This is a genomic window from Ensifer sp. Root278 (assembly GCF_001429285.1).
Taxonomy (GTDB): Bacteria; Pseudomonadota; Alphaproteobacteria; order Rhizobiales; family Rhizobiaceae; genus Ensifer.
In genome coordinates this window covers 25,414-43,808 of the sequence record NZ_LMJJ01000018.1, presented here as the reverse complement: position 1 = coordinate 43,808, position 18,395 = coordinate 25,414, and the positions used below count along the sequence as shown (strand labels likewise).

Below are 18,395 nucleotides of genomic sequence, written 5' to 3'. Positions count from 1 at the left end.
CCCCTCGTTCAGGAACAACGCGCCAATGGCGTCAAAGACCGATCCTGGTGATGTTGGCCGGATTGCTGCCATCGCTCACCATTCTCTTTTACGGTTTGGCTTGCGGCTATCGGCTCAACTGGACGCCAAGCCAATCGCTCGGTCTTTGGCGCATCCGTCCGCTCACGGGTGCGGTCGCGACTGGTGACCTCGTCTTTGTTTGCCCGCCTGACGCCCCCCGGTTTCGCGAGGCGCTCTTGCGCGGCTATCTCAGGGGCGGCCTTTGCCCTGGCGGATACGGTCCGCTCATAAAGACGGTGATCGCGCTTGAAGGAGAAGGCTTTGAGATCGGTCGCGTCCTTCGGATTGACGGTCGCGTGATCGAACACAGCGATGTTCGAAGCAGCGATGGTCGTGGCCGCCCGCTTTCGTCTTTTAAGAGCGGAATTGTGCCGGCCGGCCACGTGTTCCTCCATTCCCGTTTTTCCGCTTCCTGGGACTCCCGGTACTTCGGTCCGGTACCTGCAGACGGAGTTCTCGGTTTGGCTGAGGCGGTGCTGACCTATGCGCCCTGATCTCATGCTAACTGGAGTGCTGGCGATTGCTGCCATTCTGGCCGGATGGATCGGTTGGAGCGGAAATGTGCTGCTGTTGCCGGCGTCTTGTGCGTTCGCTCTGATCTGGTCGAGGGCGCCGAACAGGATGGCGGTCGTGCTCGTCTCCGCCGGGTATTTTATGGCGGCATCGCGAGGGCTTCCGCATGGAGTTTCACACTTCTATTCAACGGACGTCTGGGCGGGCCTCTTCTTCTGGCTCGTAGCGTCCGTGAGTTTCGTCCTGGTTCATCTGGCGGCCTGGAGCAAGCGCCAGGCCCGAAGGCCGCTTGGCTTTCTTGTTGCGATGCTGGTGATGGCGGTTCCACCCCTCGGGATAACCGGTTGGGCACATCCGGTCACCGCCTCGGGCGTTCTGTTTCCAGGCTGGGGATGGTGGGGATTGGCGGCCATGACAGCCGGGCTCATGGGCCTCGCAACCCGCATGGGACCGGCTGTCGCCGTTGCTTTGACAGGCTTTTGGTTTTGGTCCGCCGCTATCTGGACCAATCCAACGGTACCGTTCTCATGGCGTGGCGTCGACCTCGAAATGGGGTCTTCGCTTGGCCGCGACGCATCTCTAGGGCGGCAGCGTGACCTGATCGCAACGGTTCATGAGGCCGCAGACCAAGGCGCACGCGTCATCGTTCTCCCGGAGAGTGCTCTGGGGTTCTGGACGCCGACGCTCTCGACATTGTGGAGGGATAGTCTGCAAGAAAGCGCGGTCACCGTCATTGCCGGCGCCGCGGTGCTCGATCCTGCAGGATACGACAACGTGCTCCTCATGATCGATGGCGGCGGCAGTGACATCCTCTACCAGGAGCGGATGCCTGTTCCGGTCTCCATGTGGCGTCCCTGGGGCCCATGGTTCGGTGAACAGGGTGGTGCGCGTGCGCATTTCTTTGCCAACCCCGTTGCCGAGGTGGGCGGTCGCCGGATTGCTCCGCTGATTTGCTATGAGCAGTTGCTCGTCTGGCCGGTTCTTCAGTCGATGCTGGAAGGGCCCGACATCATGGTCGCCGTTGGGAACGGCTGGTGGACGGCAGGCAGTTCCATCGTAGATATCCAACGCGCCAGCGTGGCCGCATGGGCCCGACTGTTCGGCACACCGCTCGTGATTTCCTTCAACACGTGATCTGGATCAATCATGCTTGAGGCGCTCCTGATCGAGAAATGCGCAGATCCGTCGCTTGAGGCAAATGTGGTCGATGCCTTCGTCAACGCGGTTGGCGACGGCGATCCACTGGCTGTGACGGTCAAGGTCGGTCGGAAGACGATCCTGGTGGAAAAGGCAGCGACCCCCGATGAGGCGCTCGCAATCGCCCGCCGGTATGTCGGGCAGGCGACCGTGCGGGTTGGAGTGACTTCGTACCCCGCTCACCTTGGGATCGAGAGTGGCATGGAATTGAGCCCTGCCCTCTTCGATGCCTGCGAGAACCTTCGCATGGGGACAGCCATGTTCGCAAAAGTCATGCGGATCGTCGCCGCGTGGTATGGCAGCAACGCGAGCAAGGAAGCGCTACCCTATGTCCTGTCCGACAGCCTCAATGCGTGGGTTTCGGGTGAGTTCGAAGGGAAGGATGTATTCCGGGCGCAGGACCCAGGCGGACGGATGTTCCTGCAAGGGGTCACCGCCGAGGGGCAATCTTCTACGGATGAAGCGCCATTGCCGGTGCGTGGCGAGGTCGAGGCTGATGACGTTACTTCTGCCGGCATGCGGGTGGATATCTCGCGCACCGGTGTGAACGCAGCGGGCGAGCCGGTTAGATAGGCCGATCACCTAAGTTGAGCCTGCAAGGGATGCGATCCGAAATCCGATCGCCCTGGCGAGGATGTTCTACGAGCTGTGATGCTCGCGCGATCACTGACCTGAATTCCGATATCCGACCCCCGCAAGTGGTCGCCGATGAGCACAAACTGTGGAAGATCGCCTGTCGAGGGGGCGCGAGCAACGAAATCCGGTGACATCGCTCGCGCTCACGGGGAGGATCGTTTCCGTCAAAAAACAAGGAGGAACAGCTTTGACGACAACGAATGAAATCGCTGAAAAGCTATCGAGCGAACACGGTTTGACAAAGGTTCAAAGCAAAGCCGTTGTCGAGGCGGTGCTTGCAGCGATCACTGCCGCGTCGGTCTCCGGCAACGAGACGTCACTGCCCGGCTTCGGAAAATTCAAGGTGAAGGCCACGCCGGAACGCGAGGCCCGAAACCCCGCAACGGGAGCGACGATCAAGGTTTCCGCCGCCAGGAAGGTGACCTTTGTGCCAGCAAAGGCCTTGAAGGATGCGCTGAACAGCTAGGAAAAATGGCCCCGCACCCCGGCGCGGGGCCATTCAAGGTCGTGACCGTGGCACACACCAGCCAAGCGAACGAATAACGTCTGTTTGCTCAGCGGTGCTTTTCGTCGATCGATCCGCAGCGCAAAACATGCGCCAATTTGGCGATCCATGGCCTGCAGGTATTTCTACCCTGCCGACCAGCCGTTTCGGTTAACTCTTTGCAAACCATAGTCAGCGGGCGGCTCGTACAGCCGGCCTGGCATCATGACGATCGCCGTTCATTTTGAAAAATTGATAGAATCGGTACCGTTTGATGACAAGCATTCTGACGAACACTTCAGCTAGTTCCGCAGTTCAGATCCTTCGGTCGATCAATTCCAACCTTGCAGAGACACAAGTCCAGGCCAGTTCGGGGCTCCGTATCCGCACCGCCGCCGATAACGCGGCATATTGGTCTATTTCAACGACCATGCGTTCGGACAAAATGTCGATTTCCGCCGTAGCGGACGCGCTCGGTCTCGGCGCAGCCAAGATTGATACGGCCTATGCCGGGATGGAGGCCGTCATCGATGTAGTGCAAGAATTCAAGGCGAAGCTCGTTGCGGCCAAGGAGCCCGGCGTCGACAAGGCAAAGATCCAGTCCGAACTGAATCAGCTTAAGCAGATGGTCGTAAGCATTGCTACGTCCTCCGGATTTGGCGGACAGAACTGGCTCAATACGGATATCGGACAAATTTACGACCTCAATGCGAACAAGGTGTCGCTCGTATCCTCCTTCTCCAGATCGTCAGGCAGCGTCTCGCTCGGTACGATCGATCTCCACCTTGACGAGATCAGCCTGTTCAACACCACAGGCGGAGGTTTGCTCCAGGCCGATCCTCGCGACGTCAAGACAATCGGGGGCATGAGGTACGACACTGTTTATCCTCAAAGCGGTTCGTCCACGATCTACTACACCGAAACAGGATCGAGCTGGATGAACCCAAGGTGGAATGCCGGGGTGGCGGGAAGTTTCTCCTTTGATTTTCCAAATGGATCGCCCTTGGATTTCAGTAGCCCGGGCGCTGAAATCAAGTTCGATATCATCCTGGACAGGGAATACGACCCCTCGGGGGATACCGGGATCACCGCAGAGCTTCGCGATCTCCCGGGCCCGTACTACCCTGGATACACGAAGACAATAACGATTACCAAAGCGCAGGTTGACGCCTATGACGCCAGTCTTGGGGGCATCATCTCCACGAACACCCAGTTCGCCGGCTTGCTGAATACGCTGCTAAATCCGGAAGGAGCGTCTGTCAGCGCAAACTATGGCCACTATCAGCCACCGGGCTCGAACAACTGGATTCACGACGACGTCCTTATGAGCATTGCAACGCTCCAGACGCACGGAAACGGCTCCTACGTCGAGATTGTCAATCTGAGCAGCATCGGGGTCAGCACGGGCGGTCTGATACAAAAATCCAACTACGGTGAAAGAGGGTCAGCGCTGTCGCTGCAATTCGACCCATTTACGCTCCATATGGACGGCGACACCCCTGACGGCGTCGAGGTCAGTTTTCAATTTGCGATAAACGGTGCCCCCTCGAAATCGTACTCCTTTGACCGGACATACGTGAACAACCTTCTTGGAAAGGACACGGGTGCCATCGAAACGGCCGACGAGATGGTAACCCTGCTGCGGTCCCTGCTCGATGCGGACTGGCCGGACACGGTCATCCAAGTCTCGAGCGCCGATCCGAGCAAGATCATCGTCAAGTCAGACCCTCTGGTTGATCGCAAGTGGGGCGCCGGAACGCGCGCGGGGTTTTCGGACATCGTCGTCAGCATCGAGCCGCTTCCAGCTATCAACTTCCTCAACATCGACATCGAGCGGAACCCTGACCTGGTCGACCACTATATGAACTACATCGAAGTGTCGGGACAGCGGGTGGTAGACGGTGCGGCCGTTCTTGGCGCCCTCAAGCAACGCATCGACATGCAGTCGGAATTCGCAAACAAGCTTATTGACACCATCGACAAGGGCATCGGCCGCCTCGTCGATGCCAACATGAACCAGGTGTCGACAAGGCTCAAGGCGCTTCAGACGCAGGAGCAACTTGCGATCCAGTCGCTGCATATTGCCAACAACAACAGCGAAGCGATCCTGCAATTGTTCAGGTGATCCAGAGTTCTCCTGCCTACACCTGATGCCTTGCACCAGACAATCATTATGGTGCGATGCTGTGCCCGCGTTCGATGTGCGTGGCGATCAGCATGGCCACGAGATGGACCGTGTTCCTGGCTCCAAACCTTTCCTTCATCCGCTCCAGACGGTGTTCGACGGTGCGATGGGAGATTGAAAGTGCGGCGGCGATTTCCTTTGCGGTCGCGCCCTCTATCAGCAGCTGGATGATCGCTTCGTCAGCGACGTCCATTTGTTCGAGCCGTCGTGGCGGACTGAGCAGGAACTGAGCATAGGAGGACGAAATGATCCACTTTGGTCGATCGATGTTTCGCTGGGGTAGCAGGATGCGATCATAGCCGACGTTGACGCCGAAAAGACGCGTCTTGACGAGCTCCATGGAAGGCTGCTGGCTGGATACGACCTGCTGGAGCCGCGGAATAACGGCCTCTTCCATGTAGCTCTGATCCTTGAAATCACCGATGTAGGCGTCGGAAAATATCTTGTTGATGTTCAGAATGCGGGACGTGAAGCCGGAATGCCGGATGGCTTTCATGAACCATCGCTTCGGGTCGTTGCCTTCAACAGTGAACACGGTCAGGCGCATTTTTATCGACAGCATGTCGACGATGTCGCGATATACAATTTCTGGTGAAGTCGGCTGCTCGGGGTCGGTCTGAAGCCAGTTGTCGAGCATCTTGCGTGCGACTGCGCTGAAGGGTGTTTCTCTCGCCATTGCCATGCTTGCCAGTGAAATTATCATACGAAATACAATCTAAAGCAGAGCAGCCGCAATAGGGAAAAGTACCCTGAGACGCCTTCGAAAGGCTCCCTTCAGACCACAGCGCATGTGATGAATTAATATGCCTAGGACATTAATCCTAGGGATCGCCGATTAGACCCATGGACTCCCGGGGGGCACCATTCGTTCTGTTTTCAACGAATGGGAGAGACACCGTGGGAGCGAAACGCTTGCTTGCGTCTTTGTGCCTGACAGTTTCGGGCATCGGTACCGGATCGGCGGGGGCCGAAACGCTAGTCATCAACAGCTATGGAGGCCCATACGAGGACATCATCCGGGAGCGGATCATCGAACCCTTCGAGAAACGCTCCGGTATCGACGTCGTCTATGATGCCGTCGGATCTGCCCAGCAGGACTACGCCAAGATCAAGGCTACCAAGGGCCGGCCTGGGTTCGATCTGGTCGTCATGACGGCATCACAGTCACTTCAAGGATGCAAGGATGGCCTGCTCGAGAAACTGACGCCGGCGTCGATCCCGAACCTCAACGCCCTTCAAGCCGATCTAGCGGCGGTCGCGGGACCTTGCGGAGCAGTGCACGAGGTCCAGTACCTTTCCCTCCTTTACCGCACGGACAAGCTCGCCACAGAGCCTGGCTCCTGGTCTGCATTGCTCGAGCCCGAACTCAAGAAGCGGGTCATCCTCCCCACCTTTCAGAACATCATGGCCGTCTATCTGCTCGAGATGATGTCGGTCACGAACGGAGGCGATCTTATCGACAATGTCGGTCCTGGATTTGACGCCATGGCAAAGGTGTCCGCCCAATCGGTGGGGTTTGAGCAATCCTCGGCCATTCTCGAAAGCTATCTGCGCGAAGGCTCCGTCTGGGCCATGCCCTTCTGGAACGGCCGCGCGCAGCTGATGGTCGATGAGGGCCTGCCGGTCGACTATGTTCGGCCGAAGGAAGGGACCATTCCACTTGTCGCAACCCTCAACATTCCAGTCGGCGCTGCAAACAAGGAGGCCGCCCGGAAGTTCATCGATTTCTTCCTCGAAAAGTCGAGCCAGGAAGCATGGGTCGCGGGATATAGGGTCGGTAGCGCGCGCAGCGATATTTCCGTGCCCGACGAGCTGAAAGACCGCCAACTCACGCGTGGATCTGACAACGAACCTCTGCACCTGCCCGATCTGCTGCGACTTCAGGAAAAACTGCCGGATTGGGCGGAACGTTGGGAACGCGACGTCGTTCCCAACGCCCGTTGAAGGGACACTCATGAAAAGCCTTGCTCTCGACTTGCATCCGCCGGCCCGACGCCGGCACCCTCCACAGTGGTTTCCGATCGCGGCGCTTACGCCGTCACTCCTGGTGCTCTCGGTGTTCTTTGCGCTGCCGATGGGAATGATGATCGGAATGAGCTTTGCTCAGACGGAAACGTTCTCCCCTACCCTCGAACACTATCAGCGCTTCTTCACGGATCGCCTTTCGCTTGCCGGTTTCTGTCGCACTGCCTTGATGTCCTTGCTGGTCGCGATCAGCGTAACCGTTCTCGGCTATCCGGTCGCCTACTTCCTGGCGCGGTCGACGACGCGCTGGCGGGCCGTGGTGTTCGCGCTTGCGCTTGCCCCGGAACTCGCCGGCGTCGTGCTTCGAACCTACGGCTGGCTGATCATCCTGGAAGATCGGGGGTTCATCAATGATTTGCTCCTCCATCTTGGCCTCATTACCTCGCCGCTTCCCTTGTCGAAGAACCTCTTTGCCGTCGTCGTCGGCCTGACGCATGTCGTTCTGCCCTTCGGCATCCTTTCGCTGATGACGAGCATTCAGGGCATCGATCCGAACCTCGAGCGGGCAGCGCAGATGCTCGGCGCCTCGAGGCTGGCGGTTATCCGGACGATCGTACTGCCCCTTTCCGTGCCGGGGATCGTCAGCTCGATGTTGATAGCCTTCACCATGTCGGCGAGCGCCTATGCCACGCCGGCTCTTCTCGGCGGCGCGGGCTTCAAGGTGCTGGCGACGATGATCTACGAGCAGGTCCTCTTCTACATCGACTGGCCGTTCGCTTCAGTCATGGCGATGGCGCTGCTCCTCATGATGCTGGCCATCTCGTTCGTCGGCGTTCGCTACGAAAGCCGCCGCAGGTCGCGGGCCTCTGTCTCATCGGGAGGTGAAAGATGAACAGGCTTATTTCCATACTCTACTGGGTTTCGCTTGGCGCAGTCCTCTCTTTCATCACCCTGCCGCTCATCGTGGTCGTCGCGGCGTCGTTGAGCCCGACATCGGCTGTCACGCTACAGCCCTGGGAGTGGACCGGCCGGTGGTATGCGGATCTCTGGTCAAGCCGCTGGCTCGACCCGTTCCTTGCGAGCTTCAGAATTGCGACGGTCGTCGCGGCGATCAGTGGCGTGCTTGGATTGTTCGCGGCTTATGCGGTCGTCTACGAGCGTATTCCGGGCAGCGACGGCCTGATGTCCTACCTCCTGTCCCCGCTTTCGGTGCCGCAGATCGTCAAGGGCGTTGCAATCGTGCTCTTCCTTTCGATGATCGGGCTTCAGGGGTTTCTCGGCACTCCGGCACTGATCGCCGCGCACGTCGTGCTCGCCCTACCCTTCGTGACCCGCATGGTGGCGACGTCGCTCGCCAATTTCGATGCTAACCTCGATCGGGCGGCCCAGATCCTTGGAGCGAACAAGCTTCAACGCATCCGGCTGGTGGTGCTGCCGATGATCAAGCCCGGGGTTCTGTCAGGCGTGACCTTCGCGTTCATCATCTCATTCAACAACATCCCGCTTTCGGTTTTCCTGGTCAGACCCGGCGACAGCACGTTGCCGATCACAGTGATCAACTACCTCGAATACAGCCTCGATCCGGTGCTGGCGGCGGTGAACGTCGCGTCGATGGCCTTCATCCTGACGGTCATCTTCCTCTTTGAAAAGATCGGCGGGTTCTCCGCGCAACTCCATGGTGGCAGCAAATGAATGCACTCGACATCGAACTCGTCTCGGTCAGCAAGTCCTACGCCAGCATGGCTGTCGTCAGGGATATCGACCTCGCTATTCCTCAAGGCGAATTCGTCAGCATCCTCGGCCCTTCGGGCTGCGGGAAGACGACCACACTCAACATGATCGCCGGCTTCACCGCCCCCTCCCGCGGTGACATTCGCATCAAGGGGCGAAGCCAGGTCCGCGTACCACCGGAACGCCGCAACATCGGTCTGGTGTTCCAGAACTATGCACTCTTTCCGCACATGACGGTCACTGAGAACGTTGCCTTTGGCTTGAAGATGAAGGGGGTCCGGCGGGAGGAAGCTGCCGCGACCGTCAAGAGCGCGCTTCGCAGCGTTCACCTCGAAGGCATGGGCGAGCGTTATCCGCGCGAGCTCTCCGGAGGTCAGCAGCAGCGGGTAGCACTTGCCCGGGCGATCGCGCCCCGTCCGTCTGTCCTGCTTCTCGATGAGCCGCTCTCGAATCTCGACCTGAAGCTCCGGGAAGCGATGCGGATCGAACTGAAGGAGATCCAGCAGCAACTCGGGATGACCTTCGTCTACGTCACCCATGATCAGGAGGAGGCCATGGCGATGTCCGATCGGGTGGTGGTCATGTGGCAAGGGGCGATTGCGCAGCAGGGACAGCCGGCTGACCTCTACCGCGAACCGAACTCACGCTTCGTGGCCGATTTCATTGGCAAATCCAATATCCTTGCCGTGCAGACCACGGCGACGGGGCAAGCGCATCTCGAATTGAGGGTCGGAGAAGGAGTAATCCTGAAGGCCCGCAACACCGAGCCCTCGGCTGAGGTCCGATACTGCTCGATACGCCCGGAAAGCATCGCGGTCCTTCCTCCTGGCGCCGGCGGCGATGAGTTCGCCAATCGTCTCGACGGGACCGTGCGGCGTGTCGTCAACCTCGGGGCAGCCTTCGAAATTGACGCCGATCTCGGCTCGGACGTGCATCTCCACGTCTTGCTTCGCGCGACCCGCGCGAGCGTTCCCCCGAAACTGGGTGACTCCATTCGCCTGGGTATCGACGACGCCGACATCCAGGCCCTCAGCGCGTGACAAGTGATCCATGGGGTGGGGCGATCAATCCGAAAGCATCGTTATTGGAACCACTGGAACCTTGCATCCTACGATCGTTGTGACCTCAAGAGGTCGCTTTAAAGGAGATGAAAATGCTTGATAAACAGAGGCTTCGTGCCGTTCAGCATGAAACGAATGTCTGCGCCGACATCGAGGGTTTCGACTTCGACAACTACACCCAGGAGGACATCGACGCCGTCCGGCGCTATTGGCTTCAATACGGCGTGCTGCGCTTCAAGAAGACGTCCATGAGCGACGCCCAGCAAGTCGCGTTCTCACGCCATTTCGGGGAATTCGTGATCCATCCGAAGCAGCTGCAGGAGGGTGGTCATCCGACCCACAAGGAAATCCTGGTCATCAGCAATGCGATGACGGACGGCAAGCCGAGCGGCGCCATGGGCAACAGCGAGGCCACATGGCACACGGACACCTGGTTCTATGAGCGGCCGCCGGCGGGCGCCATCCTGCGGGCGGTCGCCGTGCCACCGACCGGAGGTGACACCTACTTCCTCTCCTCCTACCGTGCTTACGAGACCTTGCCGGAGGCATTGAAGAAAGCGGTCGATGGACGGCAGATCTTCTTCCAGAACGTCTACGACAAGACAGGCAAGCTCCGGCTTGGCAAGTCCGCACCAAAGACCCGCGATTTCCGCGAATGGAGCGGGATCGTTCATCCGCTCGTTCGCCTTCACGGCGAAACCGGGCGCAAGTCGCTCTATCTCGGTGGAACGTCCGAAGGCGCGTGGATCGTCGGCATGCCGCTCGACGAGAGCGAGTCCCTTCTCGCCGAGCTTTGGCAACACACCACCACGACCAGCGAGGTCTTCATCCAGCAGTGGGATGTCGGCGATATCATGATGTGGGACAACCGTTGCACGATGCATCGGCGGGACGGGTTCGACCCGAACTCGATCCGCATCATGCATCGCACCACCACATCAGGCGAACGGCCAGTCTGACCTCAAGAACGATCATCAGGAGGTCAGAGAAGATGCCGCACTACCGGATCAATGACAGTCACCCTCCCCTTCCCGAGGAACTCATCACACTGATGGGCAAGGCCGAAACCGCCACGATCGGCCATGTCGAACATGTCGGCTTCGTCAGCAATGGGGTCCTGCCTGTGTTTCCGGCAAGCGCGGCGGGTTCGGCCGTTACCGTCGCGGCTCCCGGGCGGGATGGCACGGTGATCTACCGAGCCATCGACCTCCTGATGCCCGGTGACTTTCTCGTCATTGCGCGGGTTGATCATGACGACATCGCCTGTGTCGGTGGCGGGGTCGCAACTGCGGTGAAGGCCAGGGGCGCCGTCGGCGTCGTCATCGACGGTCCCTGCACCGACGCCGAGGAAATCGCGGCATTGGGCCTGCCGGTCTGGTGCCGCGGGATCTCCTCAAAGACCACCAATCGGCGCATCTCGATCGGCGGTTCGATCAACGAACCGGTCGCCTGCGGCGGAGCCGCGGTTCTGCCGGGCTACGCGGTCCTTGCCGACAGGGAAGGCGTGTTCGTCGCGACGCGCGATCGCATGCTCACGCTGGCGCGCGCCGCGATCGCGCGCCAGCAGAATTCAATCGCCGTGCGTCGGCACCTTGCGGCAGGCCACTCCATCTTCGACTTCCAGCCGGAACTCCAATCATGAAAATCGCACTCATCCAGATGAACTCCCAACCCTATCGCGCTGCAAACCTGCGGCAGGCCGAAGAACTCATGCAGCAAGCCCTCTCGGGGAGACCGGATCTCATCGTGTTGCCGGAGCATTTCGATTGGACCGGGGGCACGGCGGTGCAGAAGCGCGCGGCAGCCGATCATGTGCCAGGCGGCGCGGCCTACAAGCTGGTCCAGAGCTTTGCTGCGCGAAACCGCGTCGCAATCCACGCGGGCAGCTTGCTCGAAACCAGGGTCGGTTCCAAACGGATCCACAACACGAGTGTGGTATTCGACGCCCATGGCAACGAGATCGGTCTCTACAGGAAGATCCACCTGTTCGACATCGTGGCCCCTGATGGAAAGGTCTACAACGAGTCGGAGACAGTCGCTGCGGGTGATAGCCTTCTGATCTACGAGATCGGCGGCATCAGGATTGCCTGTTGCATCTGCTACGATCTTCGCTTCTCCCGGCTGTTCGACCGCCTGGCCCAGGAGAACGTCGACATCTTTGTTTTACCCGCTGCCTTCACCAGGCAGACGGGGAAGGATCATTGGGAGGTGCTTTGCCGTGCCCGTGCGATCGAGTTTCAGGCCTATGTCGTGGCCTGCGGTCAATGCGGGCACTACGAAACGCCTGCCGGAGAGCGACGTGACATGCACGGACATTCGATGGTGTGTGATCCCTGGGGAAAGGTTGTGGCCGAGGCGGGCGATGAGGTTGGCGTCCTTGAAGTCGAAATCGATCCGACCTGCATTACCGCGGTACGCAGCCTTATTCCGATGGCAACTCACCGGGTCGATCTGCAGAATGTGCAACTCGCGGTCCGCAAGGCCCAGCGCTGATCGATGTGGTCACGTATCGGCGTCACCATCGGGCCTGACCAGGTCCATGTGGCTGACCCCAAGCGCCCGAGCGATCTTGTAGAGTGATTGGATCGTCGGGTTGCGCTCACCGCGCTCCAGACCGCTGACATATTGCTGGCTGATCTCGGCTGACGCGGCAACGTCCTCCTGCGTCAGTCCCTTCTCCCGACGCAGGCGCGCAAAATTCCGGCCGACCAATTTGCGCATATCCATGCGCTCTCTGATGGCAGGCCTGAAACTTTGAGTTTATCAACTATAATATGTAAACGCATGTGATGCGGAAGGGCGGAGCTACTTGAAGATTAGCGGGTTCGCTTCGGCCGAGGGCTTGTTTGGGGGCGAATGAGCAAGCAATCGCAAATGTCGAACGACGTCGATGTGGAAGTGGGGCGCCGCATCGGCACGCTTCGGCGCAAGATCGGCATGCGGCAGCAGGATCTCGCAATGCACCTCGACGTTTCGGTCCAGCTGATCCGGAAATACGAAAACGGCCGCATCAGGATCAGCTCAAGCCGTCTTGCCGCCATAGCCGTCGCCCTCGATGTTCCGGTTGCCTTCCTTGTTGATCGTGACGAGGCTCACTTCGACACCACGGCAAGTCGGGAACTGGCCGAATTGGCCGCTTTTCTTGTGACGAAAGAGGGAAACGCCCTTAACACGGCCTTTCAGCGTATCAAGTCCGCGGCAGTGCGTCGTTCATTGCTCGCATTGATCGAAGTGTGTAGCCAGCCGCTCTGAAATGGCAGGAACGCATTATTCTCGGGCTGGCAAGTGGGAAAGCTCCCAAAGGATTCCCAGCAGACATTCTGAAACTTGTGGCGTCGATAATCTCGAGTTCGTCGACTGCCACTAAGATCGGTATGAAGGAGACCGAACGATGACAACATCCGGGCGAAATCCTTCGCGAGGAGTACCTCTTCCCTTACCACATGAGCGCAGGAGCGCTCGCCAAGAAGCTGAACGTTCCTCGCACCCGTATTGGGCGCCTAGCGAATGAACAGACTGCTGTAACTACAGATACAGCACTGCGGTTGGCTAAGTTTTTCCGCACAAGTCCTGAATTCTGGATGAACCTGCAAGCTAGCTATGATCTCAAGATTGAGGCCGCGGCGTTGGAGAAGGACCTTGCGGCAATTCCCGAAATAGATCCGGAATACGCCCTCGCTTCATAGGCGGCGACGTACGATCGACAAAGGTGACTGGCGCGCCGTGAGCGCTCGCGCAGTTCCAATCTGCTCGAACCAATCCAGATCCGGTACTTTTCCGTACTGTCTCCGAATCTTTTTCGTGCTCTGACCGTCACGTCACCTGCGTGTTCAAGCATTCTCCAAACCTTCGCCTCGCCGCCTCAGCCATTCCCGTATGCTCGGCTCTTCATCTATGGGAGGCGAGCATGACTTTGCACGAACCCGTCCTCAATGTCGTATCTACCGAGGAACTGCGCCATCTTGGTGCGGAGCTGTCTGTAGCCGAGACGCACGAAGCGGTCGAGACAGCGTGGCGCGACATCCGACGCGGCTCGTCGGTCGGTGGAAAGGCCGTTCTTTCTCTGCCCGAGGACGAATTCTGGGCAATGCCCGAATTTATTGCACAGCGTGAATCTTTCGCTGCGGAACGGTTGGGGTGGAAGCTCTCATCCCTCTACAGTGTCAATCCTCGGTTTGGCGGCGTCAAGATTATCGGCGCCAATGCATTCAACCGTCGGCGCGGCTTGCCCCGGTCGACCTCGACCTACCTACTTCTCGACAAGACGACGCTCAGGCCCGTTGCCATCTTCGATGGAACCGCGCTTTCGGCCGCGCGGACGGGAACCTACGCCTCGTTGGTGCTGGAGACCTTCGTCGAGACGCCAATGAAGATATCGGTCTTTCTCTTTGGTGCCGGCCCGGTCGCAAGAAGCGTCATCGACTGCCTTTCGTTGACGGGTGCGGAGCGCATAGAGCGCATCTTTATTCGAAGCCGATTTCCGGAGAGTGCCGCCCGGTTTGCGGAGGCGGCAGCGTCGTCCACACCGATTGCCTTGGTTCCGGTGGAGGATAATTCCGCGCTTTCCGAATGTGCGTTTGTCGTCACGGCCACGAATGCGCGCGAACCGATATTCGAGGATCATGAGCTTGCAAGGGATGCTGCGACCCTCCACCTCGGCGGCGACGAGATCCCTGAGGCCTATTTGAAGCGTGCTCTTCGCACCGGCACTGTCATCTGCGACGACTTGAAGACCGTTTCCCGTCGAAACTCTCAGAGCGTTTCGCTTTATTTTTCACGCAGGGACCTGAGCCTTGAGACGGCTGGCCCGCTGCTTGGAATTGGCGAGTTGTCGGCACCAACCGGCTGGCAAGATTCCGGCCCCGGACCCGTTTGCGTGACCTGCGTCGGGCTCCCGATGCTCGATCTCTATGTCGCAGAAGCGACTTGGGAAAAGCTCTTGAAGCGACGCGTTTAGATAACTGGCTCGCCAAGCTCAGACCCGCTGCCGGGAGGCCACGTTGCCCTTGATCACAGAAGTTCTTGCCGAGCACATTCTGGTGACGTCACGCCGTCAGCCGAGCTGTGACGACAGGAACATGGCCCTGAAGTGCGTGCTTGACCTTGTTGGCGCGGCAATCGCCGGCCGGGACATGCCGGGTCCGACTGCCGTCAGAGCGACAGCGCGTGCACTTATGGGGGCTGGTTCGAGGTCCATCTGGGCGACGGGACAGACGGCTTCGCTCGCAGGCGCCGTATTTGCCAACGCTGCGGCCGCATCTGCGCTCGATCTCGACGACGGACATCGGCTGGCGCGTGGGCATCCGGGGGCGGCAGTCATTCCCACGGTTCTGACGCTGCTTCCCGAAACGAGTGCCGGGGCAAACGATTTGATTTCGGCGATTTCCGTTGGCTATGACGTCGGAGTGCGTATCGCGTCGGCGCAAATGCCGAAAATGATCGCGACCCGTCAGACCGGGCGTTGGGCGTCGGTCGCAGCGGCGGCGGCAGCTGCGCGACTATTGCGTTGCCGCGAGGATCAGGTCGCCCATGCGCTCGCCATCGCCGCGGTGCTTGCGCCAAACCAGCAGGCCAATGGCAGCTCGGGCTATTCGCAACTGACGGGTAATGACGTGAAGGAGGGCATCGCCTGGAGTGCAACCCTCGGGCTCGCCGCCGTCCAGCTGGCGATCGGCGGGCACTCCGGCCCAACTGATGTTTTTGATCATCCTGACTACTACAACCGGCAAACGATCGTGGCTGACCTCGGGGAGCGATCTCACCTCGTCGGCACCTATTTCAAGCCCTACGCCTGCTGCCGCTATATCCATGCCGCGCTGGATGCGTTCCTTATGCTTGTCGACAGGAGCGAGATTGATGCAAGCGACATCAAATGCGTCGAAGTCGAAACCTTCGGCTGGGCGCTGAAACTTGGCAACAAGCGTCGGCCAACCACCCTCGTCGACATGCAGTACAGCCTGCCCTATTGCATCGCGATCGCCGCGATCGAGGGGCGTGATGCACTGGCGCCCCTCGGGGAAGATCTCCTTGGGCGCGAGGACCTTTCAACGTTTTCCGAGAAGGTACTGCTATCGATAAACGACGAGATCGATGCGCTGTTCCCGGGCGAGACGCTTGCGCGTGTCACGATATCGACGTCCTCTCGGCGATTGTGCTCTGAGATCCTCGGCCCGCTTGGCGATCCGAAACATCCGATGTCGTTCGAAGCAATCGAGGAGAAGTTCCTCCGCGTAACCTGTCGGGCACTTACGCCCGAGCGGCAGCGCCAGATCGTTGGTGGCGTTCTCGATATGCCCGATGACCATTGCTCCGGGCTGCTCATGGCGCTTCGCTAACACGCCGGACGTCAAAGAATGCGGCAATTCTCGATGACCAGGCGCCCCTTAGCGATCACATGACGTACACGGGCAAGGTTATGGGCGTCGCAGATGACGATGTCTGCTTGCTTGCTCTTTTCGATCAATCCACGGTCGCCGGCAAGTTCGGGGATTGCCTTGGCGACGTTGCCGGTTGCAAGCGCCACGGCGCGCGGTGCCGGCATCTGCTTCTTGGCGATCATGCGTTGGATCGCCGAAAGGATCGTATCCCAATCGCCGCCGGCATAGTCCGTCGACAAGGTGTCGATCACCCCTTCGGTCGCAAGAAGATCAAGGTTTTCGGGGCCGTTGCGCCATCGGGTCGTGATACAGTCGAGCGTCGACACGTCGATCGTAACACCCCGTTCCTTCAGCAACCTTGCCGTTGTCAGAGCTTCCTCAGGCAGGAACATCGGGTGGTTCGAATGCCCGGCGATCATCCGGGCTCGGGGATAGGCTTCGGCCAATTGCACGAGGGTTGCAGCCGTCGGCGCGGCGTTGTGGAATATCGCCGCCATTCCGACACGTTCGGATTGGGCGGCGATCTCGGAAAGCCCCCTCATCGCCAGGTGAACCGGCGGCATGACGGTCTCAACGACGATCTCGCGGAGTTGCGCGGCAGTCAGATGGCCAATAAGGGCGTATTGGTCGAGGAGCGCTTCGAGCCCATCGTTCGAAGCGGCCGCTGCGCCATCCAGCCTTCGTCCGAGGACCGCCTCCTTGAACAATCGGGCGATCTTCGGGTGAATGGTGACACCGGTTGCCTGCTCTATGGCTTGCGGCAGATATCGGTAGTCTTGGGCGCCACCGCCGAGCGTCTGACCACCGCCGGCTTCTCCGAGCGCTTTTGCGCCGCGCGCAAGCATGTCGTCGATGGTGGCAGAGAGGTGGTGCGCCGACAGCCCCGCTCCGTCCGAGACACGGGCAGCCCCGAGGCTGCTCGGGGTGTGGGCCGTCGAAACCTGAACGTCCAACGCGTGGGACGCAAGCGCGCCGGATCCGATTTCATCTGGAGTAGCGAGACCACAAACGTTGAGAAGCGTCGTCGTGCCGCTTAGCAGATGGCGGTTGCGTTGATAGGAGATGTCCTGCGCTGAAAGTGGCAGCGATCCGGATGGCATGGAAGGGCCGGCGATGCAGCCATGTGCGTGAGCATTGATGATGCCGGGCAAAACAACTGCTCCGCCGGCGTCGATAATCCGGTCCCCCTCGTTTGCCGTCACTTGGTAAGGCGTCACGTCGACGATCTTCGTTCCTCTGATCCTGACGCTGGCCTTTTCAAGAAAGGTGATCCCGTCTCCGGTGATCAAGCTGCCATTGACGATGACCATGTCCATGTCATGCCTCCAGTCGCAAATCGGTGAGCGGGTGGTAATCCGAGGGATGGTCGAAGCCAGGAGCAAGCGGCGCCAGTCCGTAGCCGACGCCGCGCACGGTGCGGATCCAGTCGTAGCCGGTCGTGGTGATTAGCGCTTTTCGGAGCCTGGCGACATGAACGTTGACAGTTCGAGGATCGACAAAGATCCCGCGCGGCCAGGCCTGTTCGATCAGCTCACGCCGCGTGTGAACCTTGTGCGCTCCCCCGATCAATGTCCCGACCAGTCGAAATTCGAGAAGGCCCAGATGAAACTGCTCTCCACGCCAGGTGGCGCGGTGGCTTTGAGGGTCGACCGCAAGTCCGCCGGCATGGAGTAATCCAGTCCTGGCGCGCGTATCGTCCAATGCCGACAGATGGTGCTTGAGCGCGTCGAGGTAGCGTTGCGGTTCAACCGGGCAGACGAACACGTCGTCAGCACCGGCGCGGATGAGTGCCGGAAGTGCAACGGCCGCCTTGGCTCGCAGCAGTGCTATGATAGCAGCCGATCTTGTTGAGGTGTCCTGCTTAAGGCCTTGGCAGAAGCCAGCGACACCTGCATCCGCGGCATCGAGCAGGACGGCCTCGACCGATCTTCCGACCGTGATCGATGCGAAGTCTTCGGCGCCGAGCGACAGATCAGTGGAGTATCCCGCTGCCGCGAGAATGTGGCGATGGGTGAGGCTGAAGCCCGCGTCACGCGAGCTGACCACGATCAAGGGTCCGTTTTCGGCGGTAGGCATCGCTTGCCTCCCGGTCGCGGTGCTTGACGCAATGTCGAATGATTGCACGCACAGGTTTCGCTCTCAAGGTCTGCGGCTCGAAGTTCTATTAAGAATTGTTGCAGACGATT

19 protein-coding genes and 2 pseudogenes are annotated in these 18,395 nt (G+C 59.6%); 17 read left to right on the top strand and 4 right to left on the bottom strand.

Annotated elements, in window-relative coordinates; genetic code table 11:
* Window positions 1–50 precede the first annotated feature (50 nt).
* The 6 genes and pseudogenes from traF to ASE60_RS35685 all read left to right on the top strand — a co-directional run.
* Window positions 51–554: a conjugative transfer signal peptidase TraF gene (traF, locus tag ASE60_RS15660; protein ID WP_244495630.1), complete on the top strand. Its 504-nt coding sequence runs from the start codon at window positions 51–53 to the stop codon at window positions 552–554.
* Complete coding sequence (locus ASE60_RS15655) at window positions 544–1,707, top strand: conjugal transfer protein TraB (RefSeq protein WP_057251491.1); 1,164 nt, start codon at window positions 544–546, stop codon at window positions 1,705–1,707. The genes traF and ASE60_RS15655 overlap by 11 nt, the downstream gene beginning before the upstream one ends.
* 12 nt (window positions 1,708–1,719) lie before the next feature.
* A complete protein-coding gene (locus tag ASE60_RS15650) occupies window positions 1,720–2,343 on the top strand; it encodes a conjugal transfer protein TraH (RefSeq protein WP_057251490.1) in 624 nt (207 codons plus the stop codon).
* A gap of 250 nt (window positions 2,344–2,593) precedes the next feature.
* A complete protein-coding gene (locus ASE60_RS15645) occupies window positions 2,594–2,872 on the top strand; it encodes an HU family DNA-binding protein (protein ID WP_057251489.1) in 279 nt (92 codons plus the stop codon).
* A gap of 292 nt (window positions 2,873–3,164) precedes the next feature.
* Window positions 3,165–3,719, top strand: a pseudogene (locus ASE60_RS35690) (flagellin/flagellar hook associated protein); the annotation flags it as partial.
* A 1,041-nt stretch (window positions 3,720–4,760) separates the two neighbouring features.
* Window positions 4,761–5,015: pseudogene (locus ASE60_RS35685) on the top strand (flagellin); the annotation flags it as partial.
* Window positions 5,016–5,061: 46 nt separating this feature from the next.
* Here ASE60_RS35685 and ASE60_RS15635 read toward each other — a convergent pair.
* Window positions 5,062–5,751, bottom strand: coding sequence for a helix-turn-helix transcriptional regulator (locus tag ASE60_RS15635; protein WP_057251487.1), 690 nt, complete (start codon window positions 5,749–5,751; stop codon window positions 5,062–5,064).
* 236 nt (window positions 5,752–5,987) lie between these two features.
* Here ASE60_RS15635 and ASE60_RS15630 point away from each other — a divergent pair, with 236 nt between their 5' ends.
* From ASE60_RS15630 to ASE60_RS15600, 7 genes are all read left to right on the top strand, one after another.
* Complete coding sequence (locus ASE60_RS15630) at window positions 5,988–7,019, top strand: ABC transporter substrate-binding protein (RefSeq protein ID WP_244495629.1); 1,032 nt, start codon at window positions 5,988–5,990, stop codon at window positions 7,017–7,019.
* 10 nt (window positions 7,020–7,029) lie between these two features.
* Entirely contained in the window at window positions 7,030–7,932 is a 903-nt protein-coding gene (locus tag ASE60_RS15625; RefSeq protein ID WP_057251485.1) for an ABC transporter permease, read from the top strand.
* Entirely contained in the window at window positions 7,929–8,732 is an 804-nt protein-coding gene (locus tag ASE60_RS15620; RefSeq protein WP_057251484.1) for an ABC transporter permease, read from the top strand. The genes ASE60_RS15625 and ASE60_RS15620 overlap by 4 nt, the downstream gene beginning before the upstream one ends.
* A complete protein-coding gene (locus tag ASE60_RS15615; RefSeq protein WP_057251483.1) occupies window positions 8,729–9,811 on the top strand; it encodes an ABC transporter ATP-binding protein in 1,083 nt (360 codons plus the stop codon). The genes ASE60_RS15620 and ASE60_RS15615 overlap by 4 nt, the downstream gene beginning before the upstream one ends.
* Window positions 9,812–9,924: 113 nt before the next feature.
* Complete coding sequence (locus tag ASE60_RS15610) at window positions 9,925–10,791, top strand: TauD/TfdA family dioxygenase (RefSeq protein ID WP_057251482.1); 867 nt, start codon at window positions 9,925–9,927, stop codon at window positions 10,789–10,791.
* A 32-nt stretch (window positions 10,792–10,823) separates the two neighbouring features.
* On the top strand, window positions 10,824–11,474 hold the full coding sequence (locus tag ASE60_RS15605) for a dimethylmenaquinone methyltransferase (protein WP_057251481.1): 651 nt from the start codon (window positions 10,824–10,826) through the stop codon (window positions 11,472–11,474).
* A complete protein-coding gene (locus ASE60_RS15600; protein ID WP_057251480.1) occupies window positions 11,471–12,325 on the top strand; it encodes a carbon-nitrogen hydrolase family protein in 855 nt (284 codons plus the stop codon). Before ASE60_RS15605 ends, ASE60_RS15600 begins: the two co-directional genes overlap by 4 nt.
* A 9-nt stretch (window positions 12,326–12,334) precedes the next feature.
* Here ASE60_RS15600 and ASE60_RS15595 read toward each other — a convergent pair whose 3' ends face one another.
* Window positions 12,335–12,559 (bottom strand): helix-turn-helix transcriptional regulator, encoded by a 225-nt coding sequence (locus ASE60_RS15595; protein ID WP_057251479.1) that lies wholly within the window; start codon window positions 12,557–12,559, stop codon window positions 12,335–12,337.
* 147 nt (window positions 12,560–12,706) lie between these two features.
* Here ASE60_RS15595 and ASE60_RS15590 point away from each other — a divergent pair, with 147 nt between their 5' ends.
* The 4 genes from ASE60_RS15590 (at window position 12,707) to ASE60_RS15575 (ending at window position 16,167) form a co-directional block, all read left to right on the top strand.
* On the top strand, window positions 12,707–13,084 hold the full coding sequence (locus ASE60_RS15590) for a helix-turn-helix transcriptional regulator (RefSeq protein ID WP_057251478.1): 378 nt from the start codon (window positions 12,707–12,709) through the stop codon (window positions 13,082–13,084).
* Window positions 13,085–13,242: 158 nt separating this feature from the next.
* Complete coding sequence (locus tag ASE60_RS15585) at window positions 13,243–13,518, top strand: HigA family addiction module antitoxin (protein WP_057251477.1); 276 nt, start codon at window positions 13,243–13,245, stop codon at window positions 13,516–13,518.
* A gap of 221 nt (window positions 13,519–13,739) precedes the next feature.
* Complete coding sequence (locus tag ASE60_RS15580) at window positions 13,740–14,789, top strand: ornithine cyclodeaminase (RefSeq protein WP_057251476.1); 1,050 nt, start codon at window positions 13,740–13,742, stop codon at window positions 14,787–14,789.
* 43 nt (window positions 14,790–14,832) lie between these two features.
* On the top strand, window positions 14,833–16,167 hold the full coding sequence (locus tag ASE60_RS15575; RefSeq protein WP_057251475.1) for an MmgE/PrpD family protein: 1,335 nt from the start codon (window positions 14,833–14,835) through the stop codon (window positions 16,165–16,167).
* A gap of 11 nt (window positions 16,168–16,178) precedes the next feature.
* Here ASE60_RS15575 and ASE60_RS15570 read toward each other — a convergent pair whose 3' ends face one another.
* Complete coding sequence (locus ASE60_RS15570) at window positions 16,179–17,525, bottom strand: amidohydrolase family protein (protein ID WP_057251474.1); 1,347 nt, start codon at window positions 17,523–17,525, stop codon at window positions 16,179–16,181.
* Window position 17,526: 1 nt separating this feature from the next.
* The gene (locus ASE60_RS15565) at window positions 17,527–18,255 is read right to left on the bottom strand and encodes a response regulator transcription factor (protein WP_244495632.1); all 729 of its coding nucleotides are present in this window, start codon (window positions 18,253–18,255) and stop codon (window positions 17,527–17,529) included.
* Between the last annotated feature and the right edge of the window lie 140 nt (window positions 18,256–18,395).